The 21,965-nt window shown below is 59.4% G+C and carries 24 protein-coding genes; 7 read left to right on the top strand and 17 right to left on the bottom strand.

Annotated features, from left to right (window positions below; translation table 11 throughout):
* Positions 1 to 55 precede the first annotated feature (55 nt).
* The gene (gene trhA, locus AC13DJ_RS06470) at positions 56 to 721 is read right to left on the bottom strand and encodes a PAQR family membrane homeostasis protein TrhA (protein ID WP_473801581.1); all 666 of its coding nucleotides are present in this window, start codon (positions 719 to 721) and stop codon (positions 56 to 58) included.
* Positions 722 to 922: 201 nt separating this feature from the next.
* Between trhA and wrbA the strand changes: the two genes are divergently transcribed.
* Positions 923 to 1,522 (top strand): NAD(P)H:quinone oxidoreductase, encoded by a 600-nt coding sequence (gene wrbA / locus AC13DJ_RS06465; RefSeq protein ID WP_473801582.1) that lies wholly within the window; start codon positions 923 to 925, stop codon positions 1,520 to 1,522.
* 62 nt (positions 1,523 to 1,584) lie between these two features.
* Here the strand turns inward: wrbA and AC13DJ_RS06460 are convergent, their stop codons facing one another.
* From AC13DJ_RS06460 to AC13DJ_RS06420, 9 genes are all read right to left on the bottom strand, one after another.
* Positions 1,585 to 2,298, bottom strand: coding sequence for a Crp/Fnr family transcriptional regulator (locus AC13DJ_RS06460; protein WP_473801583.1), 714 nt, complete (start codon positions 2,296 to 2,298; stop codon positions 1,585 to 1,587).
* Between the two features lie 339 nt (positions 2,299 to 2,637).
* Positions 2,638 to 4,092: a cytochrome D1 domain-containing protein gene (locus AC13DJ_RS06455; RefSeq protein ID WP_473801629.1), complete on the bottom strand. Its 1,455-nt coding sequence runs from the start codon at positions 4,090 to 4,092 to the stop codon at positions 2,638 to 2,640.
* A gap of 96 nt (positions 4,093 to 4,188) precedes the next feature.
* Positions 4,189 to 5,052: a uroporphyrinogen-III C-methyltransferase gene (cobA, locus tag AC13DJ_RS06450; protein WP_058341724.1), complete on the bottom strand. Its 864-nt coding sequence runs from the start codon at positions 5,050 to 5,052 to the stop codon at positions 4,189 to 4,191.
* Between the two features lie 11 nt (positions 5,053 to 5,063).
* Positions 5,064 to 6,263 (bottom strand): heme d1 biosynthesis radical SAM protein NirJ, encoded by a 1,200-nt coding sequence (gene nirJ / locus AC13DJ_RS06445; protein WP_482934168.1) that lies wholly within the window; start codon positions 6,261 to 6,263, stop codon positions 5,064 to 5,066.
* Positions 6,264 to 6,396: 133 nt separating this feature from the next.
* The gene (gene ahbB / locus AC13DJ_RS06440; RefSeq protein ID WP_473801585.1) at positions 6,397 to 6,921 is read right to left on the bottom strand and encodes a siroheme decarboxylase subunit beta; all 525 of its coding nucleotides are present in this window, start codon (positions 6,919 to 6,921) and stop codon (positions 6,397 to 6,399) included.
* Positions 6,896 to 7,396, bottom strand: coding sequence for an Lrp/AsnC family transcriptional regulator (locus AC13DJ_RS06435; RefSeq protein ID WP_289102106.1), 501 nt, complete (start codon positions 7,394 to 7,396; stop codon positions 6,896 to 6,898). Before AC13DJ_RS06435 ends, ahbB (AC13DJ_RS06440) begins: the two co-directional genes overlap by 26 nt.
* On the bottom strand, positions 7,380 to 7,925 hold the full coding sequence (gene ahbB / locus AC13DJ_RS06430; RefSeq protein WP_082641071.1) for a siroheme decarboxylase subunit beta: 546 nt from the start codon (positions 7,923 to 7,925) through the stop codon (positions 7,380 to 7,382). Before ahbB (AC13DJ_RS06430) ends, AC13DJ_RS06435 begins: the two co-directional genes overlap by 17 nt.
* Complete coding sequence (locus AC13DJ_RS06425; RefSeq protein WP_289102105.1) at positions 7,922 to 8,386, bottom strand: Lrp/AsnC family transcriptional regulator; 465 nt, start codon at positions 8,384 to 8,386, stop codon at positions 7,922 to 7,924. The genes ahbB (AC13DJ_RS06430) and AC13DJ_RS06425 overlap by 4 nt, the downstream gene beginning before the upstream one ends.
* 30 nt (positions 8,387 to 8,416) lie before the next feature.
* Complete coding sequence (locus AC13DJ_RS06420) at positions 8,417 to 10,084, bottom strand: cytochrome D1 domain-containing protein (protein ID WP_416225924.1); 1,668 nt, start codon at positions 10,082 to 10,084, stop codon at positions 8,417 to 8,419.
* 281 nt (positions 10,085 to 10,365) lie between these two features.
* Between AC13DJ_RS06420 and AC13DJ_RS06415 the strand changes: the two genes are divergently transcribed.
* Genes AC13DJ_RS06415 through AC13DJ_RS06395 form a run of 5 tightly spaced genes read left to right on the top strand, consistent with a single transcriptional unit; the run spans position 10,366 to position 13,826 of the window.
* Positions 10,366 to 10,734, top strand: a complete 369-nt coding sequence (locus tag AC13DJ_RS06415) for a c-type cytochrome (RefSeq protein ID WP_273133811.1) — start codon at positions 10,366 to 10,368, stop codon at positions 10,732 to 10,734.
* A 14-nt stretch (positions 10,735 to 10,748) separates the two neighbouring features.
* Positions 10,749 to 11,951: a cytochrome D1 domain-containing protein gene (locus AC13DJ_RS06410; RefSeq protein ID WP_482934167.1), complete on the top strand. Its 1,203-nt coding sequence runs from the start codon at positions 10,749 to 10,751 to the stop codon at positions 11,949 to 11,951.
* Position 11,952: 1 nt separating this feature from the next.
* Positions 11,953 to 12,684, top strand: coding sequence for a PhnD/SsuA/transferrin family substrate-binding protein (locus AC13DJ_RS06405; protein ID WP_474540080.1), 732 nt, complete (start codon positions 11,953 to 11,955; stop codon positions 12,682 to 12,684).
* 13 nt (positions 12,685 to 12,697) lie between these two features.
* The gene (locus AC13DJ_RS06400) at positions 12,698 to 13,480 is read left to right on the top strand and encodes a CbbQ/NirQ/NorQ/GpvN family protein (RefSeq protein ID WP_199456574.1); all 783 of its coding nucleotides are present in this window, start codon (positions 12,698 to 12,700) and stop codon (positions 13,478 to 13,480) included.
* On the top strand, positions 13,452 to 13,826 hold the full coding sequence (locus tag AC13DJ_RS06395) for a hypothetical protein (protein WP_482934166.1): 375 nt from the start codon (positions 13,452 to 13,454) through the stop codon (positions 13,824 to 13,826). Before AC13DJ_RS06400 ends, AC13DJ_RS06395 begins: the two co-directional genes overlap by 29 nt.
* A 29-nt stretch (positions 13,827 to 13,855) precedes the next feature.
* Here the strand turns inward: AC13DJ_RS06395 and AC13DJ_RS06390 are convergent, their stop codons facing one another.
* From AC13DJ_RS06390 to AC13DJ_RS06365, 6 genes are all read right to left on the bottom strand, one after another.
* Positions 13,856 to 14,095: a cytochrome C oxidase subunit IV family protein gene (locus tag AC13DJ_RS06390; protein WP_482934165.1), complete on the bottom strand. Its 240-nt coding sequence runs from the start codon at positions 14,093 to 14,095 to the stop codon at positions 13,856 to 13,858.
* A gap of 10 nt (positions 14,096 to 14,105) precedes the next feature.
* Complete coding sequence (locus AC13DJ_RS06385) at positions 14,106 to 14,681, bottom strand: cytochrome c oxidase subunit 3 (RefSeq protein WP_482934164.1); 576 nt, start codon at positions 14,679 to 14,681, stop codon at positions 14,106 to 14,108.
* 11 nt (positions 14,682 to 14,692) lie between these two features.
* A complete protein-coding gene (locus AC13DJ_RS06380; protein ID WP_482934163.1) occupies positions 14,693 to 16,516 on the bottom strand; it encodes a nitric oxide reductase activation protein NorD in 1,824 nt (607 codons plus the stop codon).
* A gap of 16 nt (positions 16,517 to 16,532) precedes the next feature.
* Positions 16,533 to 17,483 carry a 4Fe-4S binding protein gene (locus tag AC13DJ_RS06375; RefSeq protein ID WP_482934162.1) on the bottom strand — a complete coding sequence of 317 codons (951 nt, stop codon included), beginning with the start codon at positions 17,481 to 17,483 and terminating at the stop codon, positions 16,533 to 16,535.
* Positions 17,484 to 17,544: 61 nt separating this feature from the next.
* On the bottom strand, positions 17,545 to 18,960 hold the full coding sequence (locus AC13DJ_RS06370; RefSeq protein WP_011786557.1) for a cbb3-type cytochrome c oxidase subunit I: 1,416 nt from the start codon (positions 18,958 to 18,960) through the stop codon (positions 17,545 to 17,547).
* Between the two features lie 10 nt (positions 18,961 to 18,970).
* Positions 18,971 to 19,420 (bottom strand): c-type cytochrome, encoded by a 450-nt coding sequence (locus tag AC13DJ_RS06365; RefSeq protein WP_094623702.1) that lies wholly within the window; start codon positions 19,418 to 19,420, stop codon positions 18,971 to 18,973.
* A gap of 190 nt (positions 19,421 to 19,610) precedes the next feature.
* Here AC13DJ_RS06365 and AC13DJ_RS06360 point away from each other — a divergent pair, with 190 nt between their 5' ends.
* Entirely contained in the window at positions 19,611 to 20,528 is a 918-nt protein-coding gene (locus tag AC13DJ_RS06360; protein WP_482934161.1) for an AEC family transporter, read from the top strand.
* A 9-nt stretch (positions 20,529 to 20,537) separates the two neighbouring features.
* Here the strand turns inward: AC13DJ_RS06360 and AC13DJ_RS06355 are convergent, their stop codons facing one another.
* Positions 20,538 to 21,449, bottom strand: coding sequence for a cation diffusion facilitator family transporter (locus AC13DJ_RS06355; RefSeq protein ID WP_474541128.1), 912 nt, complete (start codon positions 21,447 to 21,449; stop codon positions 20,538 to 20,540).
* Positions 21,450 to 21,965 lie beyond the last annotated feature (516 nt).

Below are 21,965 nucleotides of genomic sequence, written 5' to 3'. Positions count from 1 at the left end.
TCGGTATGGGTTCCGGTTGGAAGGCCCCGCAGGTTACCGGGGCCAGAACCGGAGTTTATACCGTGTAGGGCAGCACACCAAAATAGATGGCACTGAAATGGCAGGCGCTGCCGCCGATCACGAACAGATGCCAGACCGCATGCATGTAGGGAATGCGATCCGCCAGGTAGAACGCCACGCCGGCGGTATACACAATGCCGCCGGCAATGGTCAGGTGCAGCGCGGTTTCGCTGAGGTTGGCGACCAGGTCAGACGAGGCAAAGGTAATCAGCCAGCCCATGGCGACGTATATGCCCACCCGCGCCAGCTTGAAGCGGTTCTTGAAGATGACTTTCAGTACCACACCGGTCAGGGCCAGCGACCAGATCACCGCAAACAGCGTCCATCCGGTGGTGCCGCGCATATTCACCAGCAGGAACGGTGTGTAGGTGCCGGCGATGAGCAGGAAAATGGCGCAGTGGTCCAGTGTCTTGAAAAGGGATTTCAGCTCCGGGCGGCGAGCACCGTGGTACAGCGCAGAGGCCATGTACAGCAGGATCAGTGACGCACCGAATACGCTGAAGCTGACAATCTTCCAGGTGTCTCCCATCTGGCTTGCACCGGCAATCAGGGCAATGGTTCCGATAACACTCAGAATGGCGCCAAGGCCGTGGGTTGCGCTGTTGATCCACTCTTCTACCCGCAGGTGAATAGATGGCAACGAATCGTCTGGGTGGTTCATGCTTGCTGTCATCCGCGCTGGCCTGTGTTCGCTAAAAGTATAATGCAGTTCAGCGTACATGTGTACGCAAGTGTTTGCCATGACCATCCTGTGACCATGTTCAGAAAAACTGAACGATCTGCCGGAAATCTTCCGTTTTCGTCTTTTGCGTCGGGCAGTTACGCTGGCACCAAGTTTGAAACAACCAAGGGGATTGTTCCGATGGCAAAAGTTCTTGTTCTTTACTATTCCATGTACGGCCATATCGAAACCATGGCAAACACCATTGCCGAAGGCGCCAAGGGCGTTGAGGGTGCCGATGTAGTGGTCAAGCGAGTGCCGGAAACCATGGCCGACCAGGCGTTTCTGAGCGCTGGTGGCAAGGCCGAGCAAGATGCTCCGGTAGCCAGCCCGGCTGAGCTGGCAGACTACGATGCCATCATCTTCGGCACGCCGACCCGCTTCGGCAACATGGCGGGCCAGATGCGCACCTTCCTCGACCAGACCGGTGGCCTGTGGGCTGAGGGCAAGCTGCACGGGAAAGTGGGTAGCGTGTTCACTTCAACCGGAACAGGCGGCGGTCAGGAGCACACCATTACCTCATTCTGGACCACCCTGGCCCATCACGGCATGGTGCTGGTACCTCTGGGCTATGGAATTCCGGAGTTCTTTGATATCTCTGAAGTGAATGGCGGCACGCCTTACGGCGCCTCGACCATCGCCGGCGGTGACGGTTCCCGCCAGCCCAGTGAGAAAGAATTGGCCATTGCCCGCTTCCAGGGCAAGCATGTTGCAGAACTGGCAGTGAAGCTGCACGGCTGATTTCGAAGTAGCAAGCGTTGACTCAGGTTTGGGCGGCGGGCTGAAAAGTCCGCCGTCTTTTTTTATGTCCGCCTGCCGGCTTTCGTACTGGCAGCCTTTAGCCGGGAATAAGTGGCGGGCACCACACCCAGCCATGACGCCAGCTGATTGTCCGGCACCCGCTTGACCAGTTCCGGGTACTCATCGAGCAGCAGTTGGTAGCGCTCCTTGGCCGGCATGGTGTGTTTGCGGTATTCCCGCATGCTGGTCAGCTCCGCAATCTCCTCGGTCAGCACCAGTGCGAACTTATGCCAAAGCCCGTCGCCATGGTTCTGGATCGCCGAACGGAAAGCGCTGAAATCCGCCACCCAGACTGTGGCCGGCAGCACGCTGGTCAGGCACAGGGTATTACGCACCGTTCTGCTGCGCCCGAATACCGGCCAGATCAGATCGCCTTCGGTAAAGAAGTGATGAATCGCGACCTTGCCGGCAGATGATTCCCGGAACAGGCGCAAAACGCCGTACTGGATCAGATACACGTTAGCCCAGGGCCGGTCGTGTTTTTCCAGGGGTGTTTCTGCGTCTATCCTGCATTGATGGAACAGGCGGGCGATATCGCTCAGAAACCGTGCTTCCGGGCTGTTTTGCTTTTCGTTCAGGCAGATGCCAAAGGCGCGGCTCAGGCCGTTCAGCAGGGCAACTTCGGCGGGTGCCGCGTCGTGGTGAATAATGTCCGGGTGGTCTTCACCCAGCAGGCAGGGTGCGGATGCCATCGGTGGTCGGAAACTGCTGTTCATAACAAACCTTCGCTGCATTGGCGTAGGTCAATTATGCTACCAAAAAAACAAACATCTGAAATGACTTAAATGATTAAAGATATTTGACTTAGTCGATAACGATTACTCGGTGCCGGAGGGCGGCTTGTGGGGAAGGCCACTTGTGCGGGACCTCCTCCCAAAACACGCTCCTGCGGCACATCCATGTGGCGCTTGGGCTTCGCCATCCCTGGCTCCGCACAGTTTTGGGAGGAGGTCCCGCACAAGCGGCCCAGAGCAGCGCAGTGGCCTTCCAGGCTCGCCATCATCAGCTCATACGGCCGTTCTGGATATGTGAAGGGGCTATTTCTTCAGAACCTGTCAGTGGCTGGTGCCTTCCTCGTAGTTGATCTTGTTCCAGACGTTGTACTTGCCGGAAGGCTTGTTCATCGGAATGCGCTTTTCTTCTTCCAGCGTATCCGCGTCGTAAACAATGATGGCACCGTCGTCGTCCCAGATGCTCAGCAGCAGCTTCTCGCCGTGGCGATCAAACTCCACATGGGCCGCTACCTTGCCAGGCTCCGGTTGCAGGGTCTTGACGATTTCCAGGGTCTGCTTGTCGATGATGTGCACCTTGTCGGCGTTGGGGCCGAAGAACACATCTGCCCAGGCGTAGCGGGAATTCTCGTGGCTGCGCATGAAGAAACCCGGGCCCTCGGTTTTCAGGGTTTTGATCACTTCCCAGGTGTCCATGTCGATGATGGAAATGGCGCCGGCCCGGAAGTGCGGGGTAGCCATCACCCGGCGGCCTTCGTATTCCCAGGTAATGCCGGAGCCCAGGTGGGGCATGCCGGGCAGCGGCAGTTCGGCGGTGGTATTGCCGGTATCCAGGTCGATCACCACGCCATGCTTGCCGTCGCGGGCGGCGCCGATCAGGTGCTGATAGCCCGGGTCGAAGAAGAAGTCGTCCAGCAGGGTGTCGGTGGTCATCCGGCGCAGCTTCGCTTTTTGATTCTCGACAGTGATTTCCCAGGCTTCGGGGATGTCTTTCAATGCCGCGATGAAGCTGCTTCTGGGTGGTGCGGTATACACGGCGCTCACCCGGGAGCTTTCGCCGGCATCGTTCTCAACCGGGATGAAATCCAGCATTTCCAGGTTGGCAGCGTCGAACAGCACCATGGAATGGGGCAGGTAGTTGGCGGCCAGCACGTAGTTGCCATCAGCAGACACGGCAATGTTGCGCATGTTGATGCCGGCGCGAACCTCAGCCACGACTTTCAGGTTGTAGATGTCGTACTTGGTAATCCAGCCATCCCGGGAGCCGAAGTACACGTAGCGGCCGTCCGGGCTGTACTTGGGGCCGCCGTGCAGGGCAAAGCGGCTGGGGAACCGGTGGATGGGCTCCATCTTGTCGCCATCCAGCAGGGTGACGTGGTGGTCGCCGATTTCTACCACCAGGAACAGGTTCATCATGTCCGCTTCGAACGCCGGTTCATCCGGCAGGGAGCCTGCGGCATGGCTGACTTCCTGGCTGTTGCGGATTTCGGCTTCGCCCCACTTCAGCTCGTGATTCGGAGGCTGATAGATGAAGTTGGTCAGGGCGGCGATCTGCTGGTCGTTCAGGATGTCTTTGTAGCCCGCCATCTGGGTGGCTGGGCGGCCTTCGCGGATGACCTTTTCGGCCTCGGCCTTTTTCAGTCGCCCGAGGTTTTCCGGCAGCAGGGCGGGGCCCATGCCGCCAAGGCGGTCGGGGCCGTGGCAGGCGGCGCATTGCTGCAGGTACAGGGTGTCTGTTCCGGTTTCGCCGGATTCACTGGCCAGCAAAGGGGTGGCCATCACGCTGCCGGCCAGTAACAGGGTGGAGATAATCTTTGTTCGGGCTTGGGTCAGGTTCACCTGCAACAGCTCCCGGTTGGTCAGTCAGGTTTCGGTTCAGGCCGGCCGGCGGCCAGCGGTGGCAGCAGCCGGGCCGGACAAGGCACTGTTCCAGCCAGCTTGCGCCGGGCGGGCCAGGGTGTCGGCCAGTTGCACCACTTCACCCACAATGATCAGTGTGGGCGGCTGGAAATCTTCCCGTTCAATGGTGTCGACCAGGTCTTTCAGGGTGGTGACAGTCATGTGCTGCAGCGGTGTGGTACCGCGCTCTACCAGTGCCACCGGGCAATTCTCGGACAGGCCATGGGCGGTCAGCTGCTCGACGATGGTCGGGGCGTTGTGCAGGCCCATGTAGAATACCCGGGTTTGACCTGGCGCGGCCAGCACCTGCCAGTTCAGCTCCAGGGCCTGGTCGCCCTTGCGGTGGCCGGTTACGAAGGTCACGCTCTGTGCGTAGTCCCGGTGCGTCAGGGGGATGCCGCAGTAGGCAGAGCAACCGGCGGCGGAGGTAATCCCCGGCACCACCTGGAAGTCGATGTCGTTCTCTACCAGGAATTCGGCTTCTTCACCGCCACGGCCGAAGATGTACGGATCGCCGCCTTTCAGGCGCACAACCCGGCGCTGTTGTACGGCCAGTTTCACCAGCAGTTCGTTGGTCTCATCCTGGGGCACATAGTGGCAACCGCTGGCCTTGCCCACGTGAATGCGCTCGGCCCTGGGGTTTACCAGTTCCATAATCTGTGGCGATACCAGGCGGTCGTAGACAATGGCATCGGCCTGCTGGATCAGCATCAGGGCCCGCAGGGTCAGCAGGCCCGGGTCGCCGGGGCCGGCGCCCACGATGGCCACTTCGCCCGGCCGTAAGGGTTGCTCCGCCAGCTGGAACTCCACCAGGCACTTCTTGCTTTGGTTAGTTGTCATGGCGTGCGTCCTTACAGGTTGTTGACCGGGATTTCGATAGCGGCGGCGGCCACTCTGCGCGGTGTGCTTTCCACCACGCCGATTTCCTCGTTGGTGAGGTAGCAGCCGGGGTCTTCTTCCCAGAAGTCGCCAGACACGTTGTATGCCCGTACCCGGGTGTTGCCGTTACAGATGTTCAGGTATTTGCAGTCCGCGCAGCGGCCTTTCACCGGGCGCGGATGATGGCGGAAGCCCTGCATCAGCGGGTCGGTGGTTTCAGACCAGATCTTCGAGAACGGGGTCTGCCGCACGTTGCCCAGGTTGTGGTCCCACCAGAAGGTGTCCGGGTGCACCACGCCCAGGTTGTCGATGTTGGAAATGTTCACACCGGAGGAGTTGCCGCCCCAGTTGGTCAGCCGCTGGGTGAGGGCATCTACCTGGTCCGGGTAGTGTTCCTTGGCCCACTCGATCAGGAAGGGACCGTCGGCGTCGTTGTTACCGGTGACGTATTCCCGCTCGATGCCGCGCTTGAGTTCGTCGTGGCAGTGGTTGAACAGCAGGTTCATGGCGTCGCGGGTCATGTCGTACCAGGCGTCGCGCTTCTTGTTGCGGCCGCCGCGGCCGGAGTAGTTCAGGTGCGACAGGTAGAACTTGTCGATCTGGTGTTCGTCCAGCATCTCCAGCATGGCCGGCAGTTCCGGGTAGTTATCCTGGGTCAGGGTGAAGCGCAGGCCTACCTTGATGCCGGCCTGTTTGCACAGGGCCACGGCGTGCATGGATTCCCGGAAGGCGCCTTTTTTCTGGCGGAATTCGTCGTGGGTGGCCTCCAGGCCGTCAATGCTGATACCCACGTAGTCGTAGCCAACCGCGGCAATCTTGTCGATGTTTTCTTCGGTGATCAGGGTGCCGTTGGTAGACAGGCCAACGTAAAAGCCCATTTCCTTGGCCCGGTGGGAAATCTCGTAAATGTCCGGGCGCATCAGCGGCTCACCGCCAGACAGGATCAGTACCGGCACGCCGTAGGCTTTGAGGTCATCCATCACGGTGTAGACTTCCTGGGTGCTCAGCTCGCCCTTGAAGTCGATATCGGCAGAGATCGAGTAACAGTGTTTGCAGGTCAGGTTACAGCGGCGGATGAGGTTCCAGATCACCACCGGGCCACTGGGCTTGGGCACCGGGCGGACGGGTGTCGGGTTCATCAGGGTTTTGATGTAGCGGGTCATGCGAAACATAAAATTCTCTCTCTCATCGGGAGTGGCCTGGTTGCCTCTCCGGGCTGGCCTTTACCGGCTCTCTGCCCTTGTACTATCCCCCCGTGGGCGCTGGGTATCCATACCTTTGATGGAGTACTTCGAGGGGTAGTCCCTATGGCTTATCTGCCTGTTTTCTCAGCCGCAATCCGGTTTTTTTGAGGATGGCAGAGCTGTACAGGATGGTGTGGCCGGAGCAGGTGTCGCCCAGCAGTTCACGAATCTGTGCGGCCTTGTGCTCCACCTCTTCACGACTGGTGCCGTGCACCATGGCAAACAGGTTGAAGCTCCAATAGGGCAGGTGCCGGGGGCGACGGTAGCAGTGGCTGACGAACGGCAGGTCACCAACTTGCTGGCCCATGGTGCTGATGGCGTCGTCAGAGACATCCCACACAGTCATGCCGTTGTAGCGATAGCCCAGCTTGTAGTGGTCGGGTACGGCAGCCACGCGGCGGATAACGCCGGTCTCCTGCATGTGTTGAAAGCGGGACAGCACGTCTTCTGCCGGCATGCCGAGCTGACGGCCCAGTTCGCCCCAGGGATCGGATACCAGTGGCAGGCCTTCCTGGGTGGCGAGGATCAGTTCCCGGTCCTGGTCGGTGAGCCGGGCCTGCTCAGACTTCAAAGTGGAGGTTGACATGAAACTCCTGCTCCTTGGGCATGTTGTACACCGGGTAGCCGGTCAGCGCTTCAATGCGCCCGATGGTTTCGGCAATGCCTTCCGGGGTTTCTGTGGCCAGGACAAACCACATGTTCAGTTCGTGTTCCCGGCGGTAATTGTGGGCCACCTCTGCAAAGCTGTTTACCTGTTCGGTTACCCGGTCAAAGTCCTGCTCGGGAATGCGCATGGCGGCCAGGGTCAGGCCGCCTCCCATTTCACCGGCATGGAACATGGGGCCGAAACGGGTCAGGGTGCGATTGGCTAGCAGGGCTTTCAGGGTATCCAGCAAGGTCTGCTCACTGATGCCCAGTTCTTCGGCAACGTCCCGGTACGGGTTCGGGGTCAGCGGCAGGCCGTATTGCAGGCGGTTGATGATGGCTTTTTCAGTATCGGTAAAGGCAGGGGCTACGTCTGGTGACTCCCGGCGGGCAGCTGGCTCAGCTGTTACTGACATAGCGTCCTCCCCGTTGAAGATAGGCTTTGTTGCTGAACAGAACTGCGTGGGGAATCTGTTCAAGGTGGTGGCTGGCAATCATCTGGTCCAGCTGGCCCAGTACCCGCTCCCGGTTAACGCCGTGAATCATGCAGAACAGGTTGTAGGGCCAGTCGGGCAGTCTGCGGGGGCGCTGGTAGCACAGGGTTACAAAGGGCACGGCAGCCAGTGCGCGGCCAAGTTCGCTCACCTGCTCGTCGGGCACATCCCACACCACCATGGCGTTGGCCCTGTAACCCAGGGTGCGGTGCTTCACGATCAGGCCGGAACGCTTGATCAGGCCCTGATCCTGCCAGTGGCGGACGGCGTCCATAACCTGTTGCTCGGTCAGGCCGGTTTGTTCGGCCAGCGCCAGGTACGGGCGGGGTGTTAATGGCAGGCCTTCTTCCAGTTTCTGGCGGAGCCTCAGCAGGCCCCAGGCACTGAAGGCCTCGGTATCAAACAGATAGCTGCCGTTGTGGCGGTCCGGGTGTGGCGCTGGGTGGTTCATGGTAGTGCGTCCCAGTCGATGTCGAAGCCCAGGTCAATATGGTAACCCTCAACCATGGGCAGCCGGAGTATGGGCAACTTCAGTTGATGTTCCAGCTCGTCCAGCCGCTCATCCAGGGTGTCTTCATCCGGGGCGGTCATCACGAACCAGAGATTGTATAGGTGCTCCCGCGCGTAATTATGGTTTACGCCGGGAGCGCTGCTGATCCGTGCGGCCACCAGGTCGATCTGCTCGACCGGCGCCGCCACGGCAGCCAGCAGGCTTGCGCCTGCCTGGCTGTGTTCAAACACCGGGCCAACCCGGCTGAGTACCTGTTGTTGCTGGAGCACCGCCAGCCGGCTGATCACTTCGTCCTCGGAAATGCCCAGTGTGTCGGCCATCTCGCGGTAAGGGCGCTCACATACCGGCAGGTTGCGCTGGTAGTGGTTGATCAGTTGTTGGTCGACGGTGTCCAGTCTCATCAGGTTATCTCCTCCGGGCCAGGGGCCGGATCAGTACACGTCGTGCTGGGTGTTGTAAGTGTTGAACTTACCGGTCGGGGTAACCATGTAGTCGCCCTTGATGACCTTCTTCAGCTCACGTGTCTTGTCGTCAACCACAACAATGGCGGAATTCTTGTCTGAAGTGTTCCACACAGAGAACCAGACTTCGTCACCCGCTTTGTTGTATTCCGGCTGGACCACACGCTTGGGGCCTTCGCCCAGGTCAGCCCACTCGGCAATCGGCAGCACTTCGTAGCCGGCATCAAAGTTGTTGATGTCGAAGACGGCAATGCTCTGGCTCACAGCTTCAGCCGGGTTCAGGGCGGTGTCTACCCAAAGGTTGGTGGACTTCGGATGGGTCTTCACGAACAGTGAACCGCCACCCTGGCCATCAACCGTGCGAACCACTTTCCAGGCCTTGTCCGGATGACCTTCCGGGTCGGTACCGATCATCTGGATGGTTTGGTCACCCAGGTGAGAGGTTGCCCAGACCGGACCATGCTCGGGGTCAACAAAGTTGGCGCCACGACCTGGGTGCGGGATCTTGCCTACGTCGACCAGGGCTTCCAGATTACGGTCCTGGGCGTCAACAACGGCAATCTTGTTGGAGTTGTTGGCGGCGGTCAGGAAGTAACGCATGCTGGCATCCCAGCCACCATCGTGCAGGTACTCAGCCGCATCGATGGTGGTGATGTTCATGTTGTCCAGGTCTTCGTAGTTGGCCAGCAGGATCTTGCCGGTCTCTTTGACGTTGACGATGAACTCCGGATGCGCGTGGGACGCCACAATGGCGGCAACACGCGGCTCAGGATGGTATTCCTGGTTGCTCACGGTCATGCCACGGGTGCTCACGATTTTCTTCGGCTCCAGGGTGTCGCCGTCCATGATCACGAACTGGGGCGGCCAGTAGGTGCCGGCAATGGCGTACTTGTCTTCCCAGCCTTTGTACTTGGAGGTCTCGACAGAACGCGCTTCCATACCAACCTTGATCTTGGCTACGGTTTGCGGCTCTTCCATCCACAGGTCGATCATGTTGATCAGGGCGTCACGGCCGATAACCATCACGTAACGGCCAGAGGCAGACATCCGGGAGATGTGCACCGCGTAGCCGGTTTCGATGATCTTCACGACTTCCTTGGAATCGCCGTCAATCAGGGCAATCTTACCGGCGTCACGCAGGGTAACGCTGAAGATGTTTTCCAGGTCCAGGTCGTTCATCTGTTTCTTCGGACGATCTTCCGGAGCAACAAGCACTTCCCAGGTGTTCTTCATGTCAGCCAGGCTGAACTCGGGAGGCTGTGGCGGCTCGTGCATGATGTACTTGGCCATCAGTTCCACGGTTTCTTCGTCGAAGTCACCAGAGGTCAGCCAGTTCGGCATACCGGCCGGGGAGCCGTAGCTGATAAAGGCCTTCAGGTAGTCAATGCCGCGCTCCTGGGTAATATCCGGGGTCAGCGGCTTACCGGTGGCGCCTTTACGCAGTACACCGTGACAGCCGGCGCAGCGCTGGAAGTAGATTTCCTTGGCCTGTTCGAACTCGGCGTCGGTCAGGTCAGGGGCACCGGGGGTGCGGACGACTCGTGCGGAACCGGCATCAACGGCACTGGGGGTGCCTTCGTATGCCATGGTTGCGTCATCGCCATTCTTGGGGGCAGCCTGCGCAGTCATCACGCCCATGGACGTAATGGCCACCGCGAAGGCCAGTGGCTTGATCATCATATCGGTTACTCTCATCAGGTTCTCTCCTTGGGATTCAAGAGTACGTCCTAGGGTTCTCTTGTTGGGCTTCTCAGACATTGATTTATGTCACATAAATACAGGTAATCAAGAGAGTACCTCCCCATGGGTAGATGGCGTATAACCAAAGATCACTGGATACCGCAGGAGAATTTAATCAATATCAATGCCATGGAAATATTGGAATTGCAGCATGTGCTGAAGCTTCCCGGAGACCCGCAATGAAAACGACCGGTCAGGCCTGCTCCTGGCACTCATTGGTACTGGCGACGGCGCTGGCGATCACCTCCGTTCAGGCCCTGGCCGGCGCGCCCGAAAGCGAAGCCGAGCTGAAGAACTTCGTCATCCAGGATTGTGGCTCCTGCCACGGCCTGAAACTCAAAGGCGGGTTGGGACCACCCCTGCGGCCAGCAGACATTGAAGCCCTGCCGGAAGCTGCGATTTCCGCCATCATCCGGGAAGGCGTGCCGGGCACGGCCATGCCACCCTGGAAAGCCTTGCTGACCGACCAGCAAATTGCCTGGATCAGCGAGCAGCTCAAATCCGGTGCCTTGATTGCTCCCGAATCCGATTCCCCTCGAAGCCGATAACTGAAGGACCCACGATGAAACGTCTGTTTGCACCGATTGCACTGACCATCGCCGCTACCCTGACTGCCGGCTGCCAGAGCTTGTCTGCGCCGGAGCCGGTTGAACTGCGCGGCACGGGTGACCTGGGCCTGATCATCGAACGGGCCACCGGCTCGGTTTTGGTGGTTGACCACTCAGAACATGAAATCCTGGGCCGGGTAGAAGGCCTGGGCGATTTGTCCCACGCCTCCGTGGTGTACTCGCGGGATGCCCGCTACGGCTACGTGTTTGGCCGTGACGGTGGGCTCACCAAGGTCGACCTGCTCACTCGCACGGTGACTGATCGCGTTATCCAGTCCGGTAACAGCATTGGCGGAGCCATCTCCCAGGATGGCCGTTACGTGGCGGTGTCCAACTACGAGCCCGGCGGGGTAAATATTTTCGACAGTGAAACCCTGGATACCGTGGTGGAAATTCCCGCGTTCTACACCAATGCCGAGGGCGAGGAGGATCAGTCCAAGACCGTGGGCCTGGTAGACGCCCCGGGCAACCAGTTTGTCTTCAGCCTGTTCGAGGCCGGTGAAATCTGGACCGTGGATATGCACAGCAATCCGCCGGGTGTGACCCGCCATGAGGCCGGCAAAGAACCCTACGATGCCCTGATCACACCGGACGGCCGCTTCTATATAGCCGGCCTGTTCGGGGAAGACGGCTTGTCGATGATGGATCTGTGGGAGCCAGAGCAAGGCGCACAGACCATCCTGCCGGATTACGGCAAGGGCGAGCAGCGCTTGCCGGTGTACAAGATGCCGCACCTGGAAGGCTGGGCCATCGCCGATGGCTACGCGTTTGTGCCGGCGGTCGGTCGCCACGAGGTACTGGTCGCCGATATGGAAGACTGGGGCATGGTGCAGCGCATTCCGGTACAGGGCCAGCCGGTGTTTGTCATGGCCAGCCCGGACAACCGCCAGATCTGGGTCAGCTTTGCGCACCCGAAAAACGACGTGGTTCAGGTGATTGATTCCCGCACCCGGGAAATCATCCGTACCCTGGAGCCCGGCAAGTCTGTGTTGCACATGGAATTCACCCCTCGCGGTGAGGAAGTATGGGTATCTTCCCGGGACAGCGACCGGGTGACCATCTACAACACCCGCACCCTGGAAGAAGTCGCTACCCTGCCGGCGCAAAAGCCGTCTGGCATCTTCTTCACCAACCGGGCGCACCAGCTGGGCTTGTGAGGTGAGGGTTACCGCTGGCGGTTGGCTGTTCGTGCTTTGCACCAGTGCCGTCAGCGCCGGCCAGTTTTCCGGACCGGTGCGGCTTGAAGTACACACTGAAGCCAGGTCTGTCACCGTCGCCAGTTACCGGCTGCAGCGTTACCTCGACACACAGAACTGCAAGGCAGAACTGGTGTTCAATCAAGCCGGTGAGGGTGACGGTGACCTGGTGTACCGGCAGGATGGCCTGGCAGACAGACTCAAGCTCCGGGCCGTCAACGCCGATGGCCAGGATCCGGTTCCGGTCTGGGTAACCCGGAAAACCGCCGGTGTGAGAACACTGGGGGAGCTGGAAGGGCGGGACGTATCCCTGGTAGCAGGAACCGACCCGCTCTCCGGTCAGCTGGCACTGAAGGCCCTGGCTGCCGAGGGCGTAACGCCGAAACGGGGCCAGCGTTACGAGGCTGGTGATTTCAGCTCTGCCCTGGGATTGTTGCTGCACAACAACACCCATGCGGCGGTCTCGGAACTCGGGCTGGCCACGCCGTTCCTGGAATCCCAGGGCCTGGCCATTACCTGGCAGGGAGAACCCGTTTCGGGTGCTGGCTGGTATGCCGGCACCGACACCACGAACCCCGGACTGCAGCCGTGCCTGAAAGCACTGCTTGAACTGAAACGCAGCGACGATCGCCAGATATTCAATCTTTTCCCGGAATGGGTGCACGGCTTTGCCCCACCCGATTCCCTGCAATAAAAGGAACCTGTACATGACCTTCTACCAACCCGCCGGCAACGAAGTAGAGCTGTTCACCGCCGCTGCAGACAACGGCCTGCCGGTACTGATCAAAGGCCCCACCGGCTGTGGTAAAACCCGCTTTGTCCGCTACATGGCCGAAAAACTCGGTCGCCCGGTCTACACCGTGGCCTGCCACGATGACCTTACCGCCTCTGACCTGGTTGGCCGCCACCTGATCGGCCCCGACGGCACCTACTGGCAAGACGGCCCCCTGACCCGGGCGGTACGGGAAGGCGGAATCTGCTACCTTGATGAAGTAGTGGAAGCACGAAAAGACACCACCGTGGTACTGCACCCGCTGGCGGACGACCGCCGGGAACTGCCCATCGAACGCACCGGCGAACTGCTGAAAGCCGCTCCGGGCTTTATGCTGGTGGTGTCTTACAACCCGGGTTACCAGAGCTTGCTGAAAGGCATGAAGCCCAGTACCCGGCAGCGGTTTGTCTCCATGAGCTTCGATTACCCGACGCCGGATGTGGAGCAGACCATCGTCCAGGAAGAGTCCGGTTGCGATGCAGACCTTGCGAAGCAGCTGGTGGGGCTGGCAACCTCGTTGCGTAAGCTGAAAGACCACGACCTGGAAGAAGCAGCGTCTACCCGCCTGCTGATCCACACCGCATACCTGATTGCATCCGGTATGCCCCACATCGAAGCCTGCCGGGCCGGGATGATCGAACCGCTATCGGATGATGCGGTCACTGTTAACGCACTGATGGAGGTGGTGTATGCCGTATTCGGGCAGTCCGAAGAGTGAATCTCCCGGGGCGATTGCCCCGGTTATCTGGTACTTGCTGAACCTGCTGGCGTTGCCGGTTATCGGCTTCATCGTTTTGCTGACGATTGCCATGAAATCCGGTGAAGCCAGTGCGCTGAGGCGGGCTCACAGCAAAGCGGCAGTCTATATGTCCATACTGGGCGCGATGCTGATCAGCGGCGGCGTAGCCGTTTGCTGGCTCATCTACGGCAACACGGGACTATTCTGGACCTATGCTATTGTCTGGGCCGTCGTACTGCACACATCGTTTGTGCTTTGGGGCATGATTTCCCTGGCTCAGGCAATCGGCAACAAGCCGCCTACTTTTCCGCGGTGGCTGCTGTAGGTTCGGGTTCGGTGCTAGGCAGGGTAGACTTAGCCTGTCAGATGAATGCCAGCCAAAACTGAAACTACCACAATCGCCCAACCTTGAGCGGCCATTCTCCAGCCCCAGGGGGCATGCTTCATTTCCATGAAGTGATCTACCAGCAGTACTGCTTTCACAATCACCAGTCCGAACACCAGCCAAACCAGAACAGACATATCCGCGCCAGCCTGCATGGCCACAACCGGAGCCATGGTGCAGATCATCAGGGCGATATAAATCGCTAACATATCAGCCTCCTCAGGCCAGAACGTAGAGCATCGGGAACAGCACCAGCCACACCAGGTCGACCATGTGCCAGTAGGAGGCGCCGGATTCCATGCCGTTCATGTCGTCGCCGTTGTAGTCGCCTTTTTTCACCTTTACCGCGAGAACCACCAGGATGATCTGGCCCAGTACCACGTGCATGAAGTGGAAGAAGGTGAGGAAGAAATAGAACATGAAGAAGGTGTCGGTGCCCAGGTTGTAGCCGTTGGCGTAGAGGTCGGCGTATTCGTAGAGCTTGCCGAAGGTGTAGATGGACGACGCGGCGATGGCGGCCCAGAGCAGGGCAGCTGTGCCGGTTTTGCGGTCGCGCAGGCGATGGACGGAGAGTGCGACCAGGTAGCTGGCGGTGATCAGGCCAACGGTGTTGATCAGGCCGGTCCAGGGGTGCAGGGCGTCTTTGCCGGCTGAGAAGGTGGCCGGGTCCATGCTTCGGGCCACGCCATAGCCGATAAACAGAATGCCGAACACGGCCAGTTCCGCAAAGATGAAAAACCATACCGCGATGTCGCCGGGCAGGTGCCGCCTGTGGGCGGCTTGTACGTCAGCCATGACAGTCTCCGTTAACGGGTCAGGTTCATGTACAGCTTGGGTAGTTGGCCGGGCAGCTGGGTCGGGTCTTTGATGACCACGAAGTTGCTGCTGCCGAACACGTAGGGCAGGTATTCGTTGGCTTCTTCGTCGATGGTCACGCAAAACGGCGTCAGCCCGGCCTTGTGTGCTTCCTGCACGGCCATGCGGGTGTCTTCCACGCCGTAGCGACCTTCGTACAGATCCAGGTCGTTGGGTTTGCCGTCGGTGAGCAGCAGCAGGATTTTCTGGTGCTCTGGCCGGGTCTGTAGCAGTTTGATGGACTGACGGATGGCGGCGCCCATACGGGTGTAGTAGCCCGGTTCCAGGGCCTGGATACGGCCTCTTGTGGTGTCGTTGTAAGGCTCGTCGAAACTCTTGATGTGGTGGAAGCGAATGTGGTCCCGCCGCCTTGAGGAGAAGGCAAACAGGGCAAACGGGTCACGGCTGGCGGTGAGCGCCTCGCTCAGCAGTTGCAGGCCATCCCGGGCAATGTCGATCACCCGCTGGTGGTTATTGATGTAGGTATCGGTCGACAGCGAAATATCCGTAAGCACCAGGCAGGCGAGGTCCCGCTGGTTCTGCTTGCACTGGCGGAACAGCTTCTGATCCACTTCCCCAATGCCGCGTTTGTGCTGCACCATGCGTTCCAGGCATGCGTCCAGGTCCAGCTCTTCCCCTTCCAGCTGCCGGCGTTCCCACTGGCGCAGAGGTTTCAGCGCGCTGAACTGGCGGCGCAGGGTTCGGGCGGCGCGATTCAGGTGCTCTGGCAGCGGCGATGGCGTGGCGTCTTTGCTGAGCAGTGGCTGCAGGCAGCAGAATTTTTCCCGATAATCCTGGCGGCGCCAGTCCCATTCGGGCAGATGAATGCCCGGGCCCAGGTGCAGGTCATCGTTTTCTTCCGAGGGCAGATCCAGGTCGAACTTGATGGCGGAAGAGGCTTCGCGACGGTCCTGGGAGACCGAAATCATGTCCATGTCGTCGGCCACGGCGTCGGCGTCTTCTTCTTCGCTGTCATCGCCGGCGCGGTCGATGGGAATGAATTCAGACCAGGAAAACAGGCTTTCCAGTCGAAACAGCATCAGGCCCTGATCCTTGTCGAAGGCGTCCACGCGTTCGGCACGTCTGCGTTTCCGTTTTTTAGCCAGGCCACCGGATTTGGACATGGTGTTGTCGTCGCCAATGATCTGGCCTTTGAGTTTGCCCCGGCCCAGCACCGGGTAGAGCCAGAGTACTACCGGCCAGGGGTCGGTCAGGGCTTCTGGCAGGTCGTCTACGCTGCCCGGGTGAATCAGGGCCTGACGAATGGCCGCCTCGCGCTTGGCTTCGTTGCCACGCAGGCTGTCTGGTTCTGGGCGCCACTGCAGCGTGTGTTTTACCAACCGCTGGTACATGGGCTCCAGGCCCGGCCAGCGGCTCAGCAGTTCCTGCACCATGGCCTGATTGCCGTGCAGCCAGCTGTGATGGTGGATTTCGCCGAGTGAAGCCAGAGCCGCCAGCCACAGGTACAGCTCCCGGTTCACTTTGCGGGACGGGAACAGGGCCAGTCTGTCTGGCAGGCGCAGGCTTTCTTCATCGCGCCAGGCCAGTTCAAATTTGCGGTGGGTGCCGGCCAGCTTTTGCAGGAATCGCCGGCGAATCTGGAAATGCCGCGGCTCAGCAGTCACCAGACTCAGCGCAGGGTCTCCGCCCATGGCCCGGAACATGACACCGAGTGTGCGGGCTTCGTCTTTCAGATGCACGGCATACTCGGGGAATTCGCCCATGGCCTGGCGGGTTACGTAGTCGTGCCATTTCAGTCCGACCCACTCTTCCATCTCGTGTCCTCGTCGTTCAGGCCCGTGATTGTCGCGGGGTGGATTCCACCTGGCGCACAGGAATCAGTACGGTCTGTTTGCCAGGTTCGCCGGGCTCCCAGGTCAGCAGGGAGCCTTCGGGGTTGTCTTTCTGTACTTCCCGGCAGGCGCTCACGCACTGCAGGCACTGGGTACAGCTGAATTTCGCCCGCTTATGGCTGCGAGTGGGCAGTCGCATGGGGCAGGCCTCGTCGCAGGCCTTGGTGCAATCGCGGCAGGCGGCAGCGCGCTTGGTGTCGAAAGTCACTACCCGGCCCTTGCCGTTGGTCATCCAGGCAATGCTTTGTACCAGTCCCACTGCGCAGCCGTATTTGCAGAAGAGGTGCCGGGCAAACAGGAAATCAAAGGTGAACACCGCGGTGGCTACCGCCAGGAAAATGCCCGGGTACAGGCCAATCTGGCCGGTCACCAGGTCGGTATACAGGGGCATGGGTGGCAGCAGGTATGAAAGTAGTGCCAGGGCCCAGGAAAAACCAATGAGCGCGCATGCCAGGGTCAGGCCGGCCCAGTGAATGGCTTTGCCCGTGCTGCCTTTTTTCAGGGCTTCCCAGAGGGTTGGGCGGCCGGTTATGCGGGTCATCACGTCGTTGATGGCTTCCACCACGGAGAAATGCGGGCACAGCCAGCCGCAATACAGGCGGCCCCACTTGAAGGCAATCCAGAGCACCAGTGGCACCAGCACGAGGATGGGCAATACAAACCAGAACAGAATCTGGCCAGCCACCTCGGCCGGGGTGCTCTGGGCGACCCAGTCCAGATTAAGGTTAAACGACAGGGGAAAACCCAACAGAATGAATCGGGTTTCGGTCAGGTCATAACGAAAAATATTGAGTACGGGCGCAAACAAAAACAGCAGGAAGAAAGCGCTGCGGGTAATCAGGCGCTTCTGCTGAAGGGTGTCTTTCGGGTTGACGGTTTGCGCATGCACAGAGGTTGTCCAGGATTTCGGGAATGTGCCGGGGCCCGAAGGCCCCGGCGATCAGGCTTTATCAGGCGTCTGCCGTGGCAGGCCCCCGGACTTCCTCAGCCGGGCTGGCTTCGCCCTTGATGAAGAAGCTACCGAAGTACACCACCAGACCGGCCATAAAGAAGGCACCGGCGACAAATCGCATCCAGTAGAACAGGGCGATCTGATCCTGGCCTGCCATGAAGGACAGCGCTTCACCGCTTTCCGGAATACGCTGCAGCCAAACCTGCAGGACGCCGGCAGCGGTCAGGAACAGGGTGATGAACACCATGGAGATGGTCATCAGCCAGAAGCCCCACATTTCCACAATCTGGGCGGTATTGCTGTTGCCGTAGGGGCGACCGCGCATGATTGGCATGGCGTAGGAAATGATGGTCAGTACAATCATTACGTAGGCGCCATAGAAGGCCATGTGGCCGTGGGCTGCGGTAATCTGGCTACCATGGGTGTACCAGTTCACCGGAGCCAGGGTGTGCAGGAAGCCCCACACGCCAGCGCCCAGGAATGCCATGACGGTTGTGCCCATGGCCCACAGCATCGCGGCCTTGTTCGGGTGGTTGCGGCGGCGACGGTTGATCATGTTGAAGGCGAAGACCACCATCATGAAAAACGGAAGCGGTTCCAGTGCAGAGAACACAGAACCCAGCCAGAGCCAGTACTCGGGCGGCCCGATCCAGAAGAAGTGGTGCCCGGTACCGATGATGCCGGTAATCAGCGCCATGGCGATGATCACGTACAGCCACTTCTCGATAACTTCGCGGTCTACACCGGTGAGCTTGATCAACACATAGGCCAGGATGGCACCCATGATCAGTTCCCACACGCCTTCTACCCACAGGTGGACCACAAACCACCAGAAGTACTTGTCGGTGGCCAGGTTGCCGGGGTTGTAGAAGGAGAACAGCCACAATACGGCCAGGCCTACCAGGCCGGTGATCAGTACGATGTTGACCACGGTCTTGCGGCCTTTCAGTGCGGTCATGGCGATGTTATAGAGGAACGCCACCACGACCACGGCGATACCGATCTTGGTTATCGTGGGTTGCTCCAGGAACTCCCGGCCCATGGTGGGTAGCAACTTGTTCATGGTGACTTCTGCCAAGGTGGCGTAGTCCACAAACAGGTAGCCCAGGATGGTCAGCGTGCCAGCTGCCGCGAACACCCAGAACAGAATCCATGCCAGCAGGGGGCTGTGCAGTTCGGTCTGGGCTTCTTCCGGAACCATGTAGTAGGTGGCGCCCATGAAGCCGAAGAGCAGCCAGACAATCAGCAGGTTGGTATGCACCATCCGCGCAACGTTGAAAGGAATTTCCGGAAACAGGAAATCACCGACAACGTACTGGAGACCCAGAATCAGGCCGAACACAATCTGGCCGGCAAACAGAATCAGGGCAAAGATGAAGTAGGGCATGGCGACCCTTTGAGATTCGTATTTCATGTCTGCTCCCTTACCCTTCGATGTTGGGTGGCCAACCGTTGTCGTCGATCTTGGATGTCCACTCCAGGAAGGCGGCCAGGTCTTCGATCTCGGAATCGCTCAGATTGAAGTTAGGCATCTGGCGCCGGCCCGGGATATTGGTGGGCATGGCGTTCATCCAGGCTTTCATGTAGGACTTGAAGACCTCGGTATCACCACCGCCACGGCGGTCGAATACGTTAGCCAGTTCCGGAGCGAAGTAAGCACCTTCGCCCATGAGGGAGTGACAGCCAACACAGTTGTTGTTCTCCCACAGGTGTTTGCCCCTGACTACCTGCTCGGTCAGTTGGTCGCGGTTATCCCGCTCGGGCATAGCTCGCAGCTGAGTGTCAAAAGTCAGGGCCAGGAACAACAGGACGAAGAATGCACTCCCCCCCAGATATATGTTCCTGGCCATGCTTTTGGTAAAGCGCTCGGCCATTGGTCTCTCTCCTTGGTTGTTTCAAATACCTGACTGCCCCACTAGGATATAAAGATGCATTCCTAATGCTGTTGATGATTATCAAAGAATGCCCGGTGTTTCTCTATTGCGCCGGGGAGTTACCTCTTGATGGGTAGGTGGTAGACTGCCCCGCTGGTTGTATTTTCAAGGTTTTACGCCCGGAGAGATCATGTCTGCCGCCCTGGCCCTACTGCTCAAACTCCTTCCGCTTTACGTTACGGTGGCACTGGGCTGGATTGCCGGTCGTTTTCTGGAGGCCAGCGGCCGGCATATTGCCGGCATCATGCTGTATATCGTGACGCCGTCTGTGGTGTTTTCGGGGGTGATGGCCGCACCGCTCAGTCCTGAGGTGATTTTGCTCCCATTCCTTGTTTTCGGGACCTCGTCGGTATTGGGGCTGGTTCAGTTAAAGCTCGCCAAAAAGGTTCTTTCCGATGGCAGTGCCAACATCATTCCCCTGTGCGTAGGCTCCGGAAACACCGGTTACTTTGGTGTGCCTGTGGCGTTGTTGCTGTTCGGGGAGGAGGGGCTGGGGCTCTATATTGTGTGTATGCTGGGCACCACCCTGTTCGAGAATTCGGTAGGCTTTTATCTGGCGGCCAGAGGCCGCTATAGCATTCAGGATGCTCTCTGGCGAGTGCTCAAGTTGCCTTCGGTGTATGCCTTTCTGGCGGCGGTGGTCCTGAATCTGGCGGGGGTGGGAATTCCCGATATCTTCGTTCCGCTGTTTGACAACCTGCGAGGGGCCTACAGCATTCTGGGCATGATGATTATTGGCATGAGCATTACCAGCTTCCGGGGGCTGGCGGGTAACGTCCGGTTCACGGCGCTGGCGTTTTTCGGCAAGTTTGTGGTCTGGCCGCTGGTGGCGATCCTGTTCTGGTGGGTCGATTCCACGATTCTGGGCGTCTACGAGCCGGCTGTGCACCAGGCCATGTTCCTGATTTCCATCACGCCGATCGCGGCCAATACGGTGGTAATTGCAACCTTACTGGATACTTCGCCCAAGCAGGCCGCGGGCACGGTTCTGCTGACGACGCTGTTCGGCCTGGCGTTTATCCCGGTGATGATCTCTCTGGCGTTCTAGGGCATCCGTTCAGTGGGACGCCCCGTTCGGACAGGGCGCGCCGCCCCGCTCCCATTGAATGGTGGTGTGATGGATGTTGAACTCGGCCGCCAGCATGGCCGAGGCCTGGTGGATGGCCTCGTCATCGCCTTCCGGGTCCGGCTTGACCAGGTGCACCGTCAGGGCATTCTCGGTGGTGCTCAGGGCCCAGATATGCAGGTGATGGGCAGACTGCACGCCGGGCAGGTGCTCCAGGTGCTCGCGCACGGTAGCCGGGTCGATTCCCCTGGGAACGGCATCCAGCGCCAGGTTGATAGATTCTTTCAGCAACTGCCAGGTACCCAGGAAGATCACAACGGCAATAACCAGGCTGATCACCGGGTCGATCCAGGCCAGGTCGGTGAACATCAGTATCATGCCTGAAATCACCACCCCGACCGATACCGCAGTATCTGCGGCCATATGCAGGAAGGCCCCGCGAATGTTCAGGTCACCCTTCTGACCTTTCATGAACAGCATCATGGTGATGCCGTTGATCACCACGCCGATGCCGGCCACCACAACCACCACAAGGCCCGCGATTTCTCCTGGATTGCCGAGCCGCTGGAGGGCTTCCCAGGTGATACCGCCCACCGCCGCAATCAGAATCAGGGCATTGAACAAGACTGCCAGGATGGTGGTTTTCTTCAGGCCATAGGTTTTGCTGGTGGTGGCCGCTTTGCTGGCAAGCCAGCTTGCGGCCCAGGCCAGGAGCAGGCCCATCACATCACTCAGGTTGTGCCCGGCATCGGCAATCAGCGCCAGGGAGCCGGACAGCACGCCGTACACCGCTTCAATCACTACAAACAGGGTGTTCAGGATCACCGCAATGGCAAAGGCCCGGTTGTGGGTGTCGAACTGGTGGCTGTGATCGTGGCCGTGGCTATGGTCGTGGCTGTGCATGGTTTCCTCGTTTGGGGAATGTTCTGGCGGCGGCTTAGCCCTTCAGGGCCAGGATGCGCCGGGCTCCTGTTGCTGGCTTGCCCCGGAATAGACAGCTGCCTGAATGGCTTCCGTGCTGGCCTTGCGGGTATCCCAGAGCTCCGCTCTTCGGAGGGGCAATCCATCCTGGGAATCCGGTAGGTGCTCAGCCAATCGCCGGAGGCTTCATTGATATCGCTCCGGGCCGTTTCGCCTGCTGCAGGTTTACTGTTGCTGCAGCAGTTGTTGCAGGAAGTGCTCATTCATAGCTCCGGCTCATGAATCGGGTCAGGCTATTAGAAAACCTGTTAGTTACTGCGGGGTCAAGACAGTTTACGCCAAGGGAGAATGTTCTAACCCGGATTTCTCATAGGTCCCCAGCAAGTCTCGCAGACTGTGCGGGTTACCGCCATTACCGCTCATTGGCGGCCGTGACTGATCAATAATCGATCAATTCCTGTTGTCCGGACACACGGCCCCCTTTCCCCCATTGAGTCG

The sequence above is a fragment of the Marinobacter sp. L-46 genome (assembly GCF_056859535.1).
The sequence above is the reverse complement of the archived record's forward strand: the minus strand, read 5'-3'. Positions and strand labels throughout refer to the sequence as shown.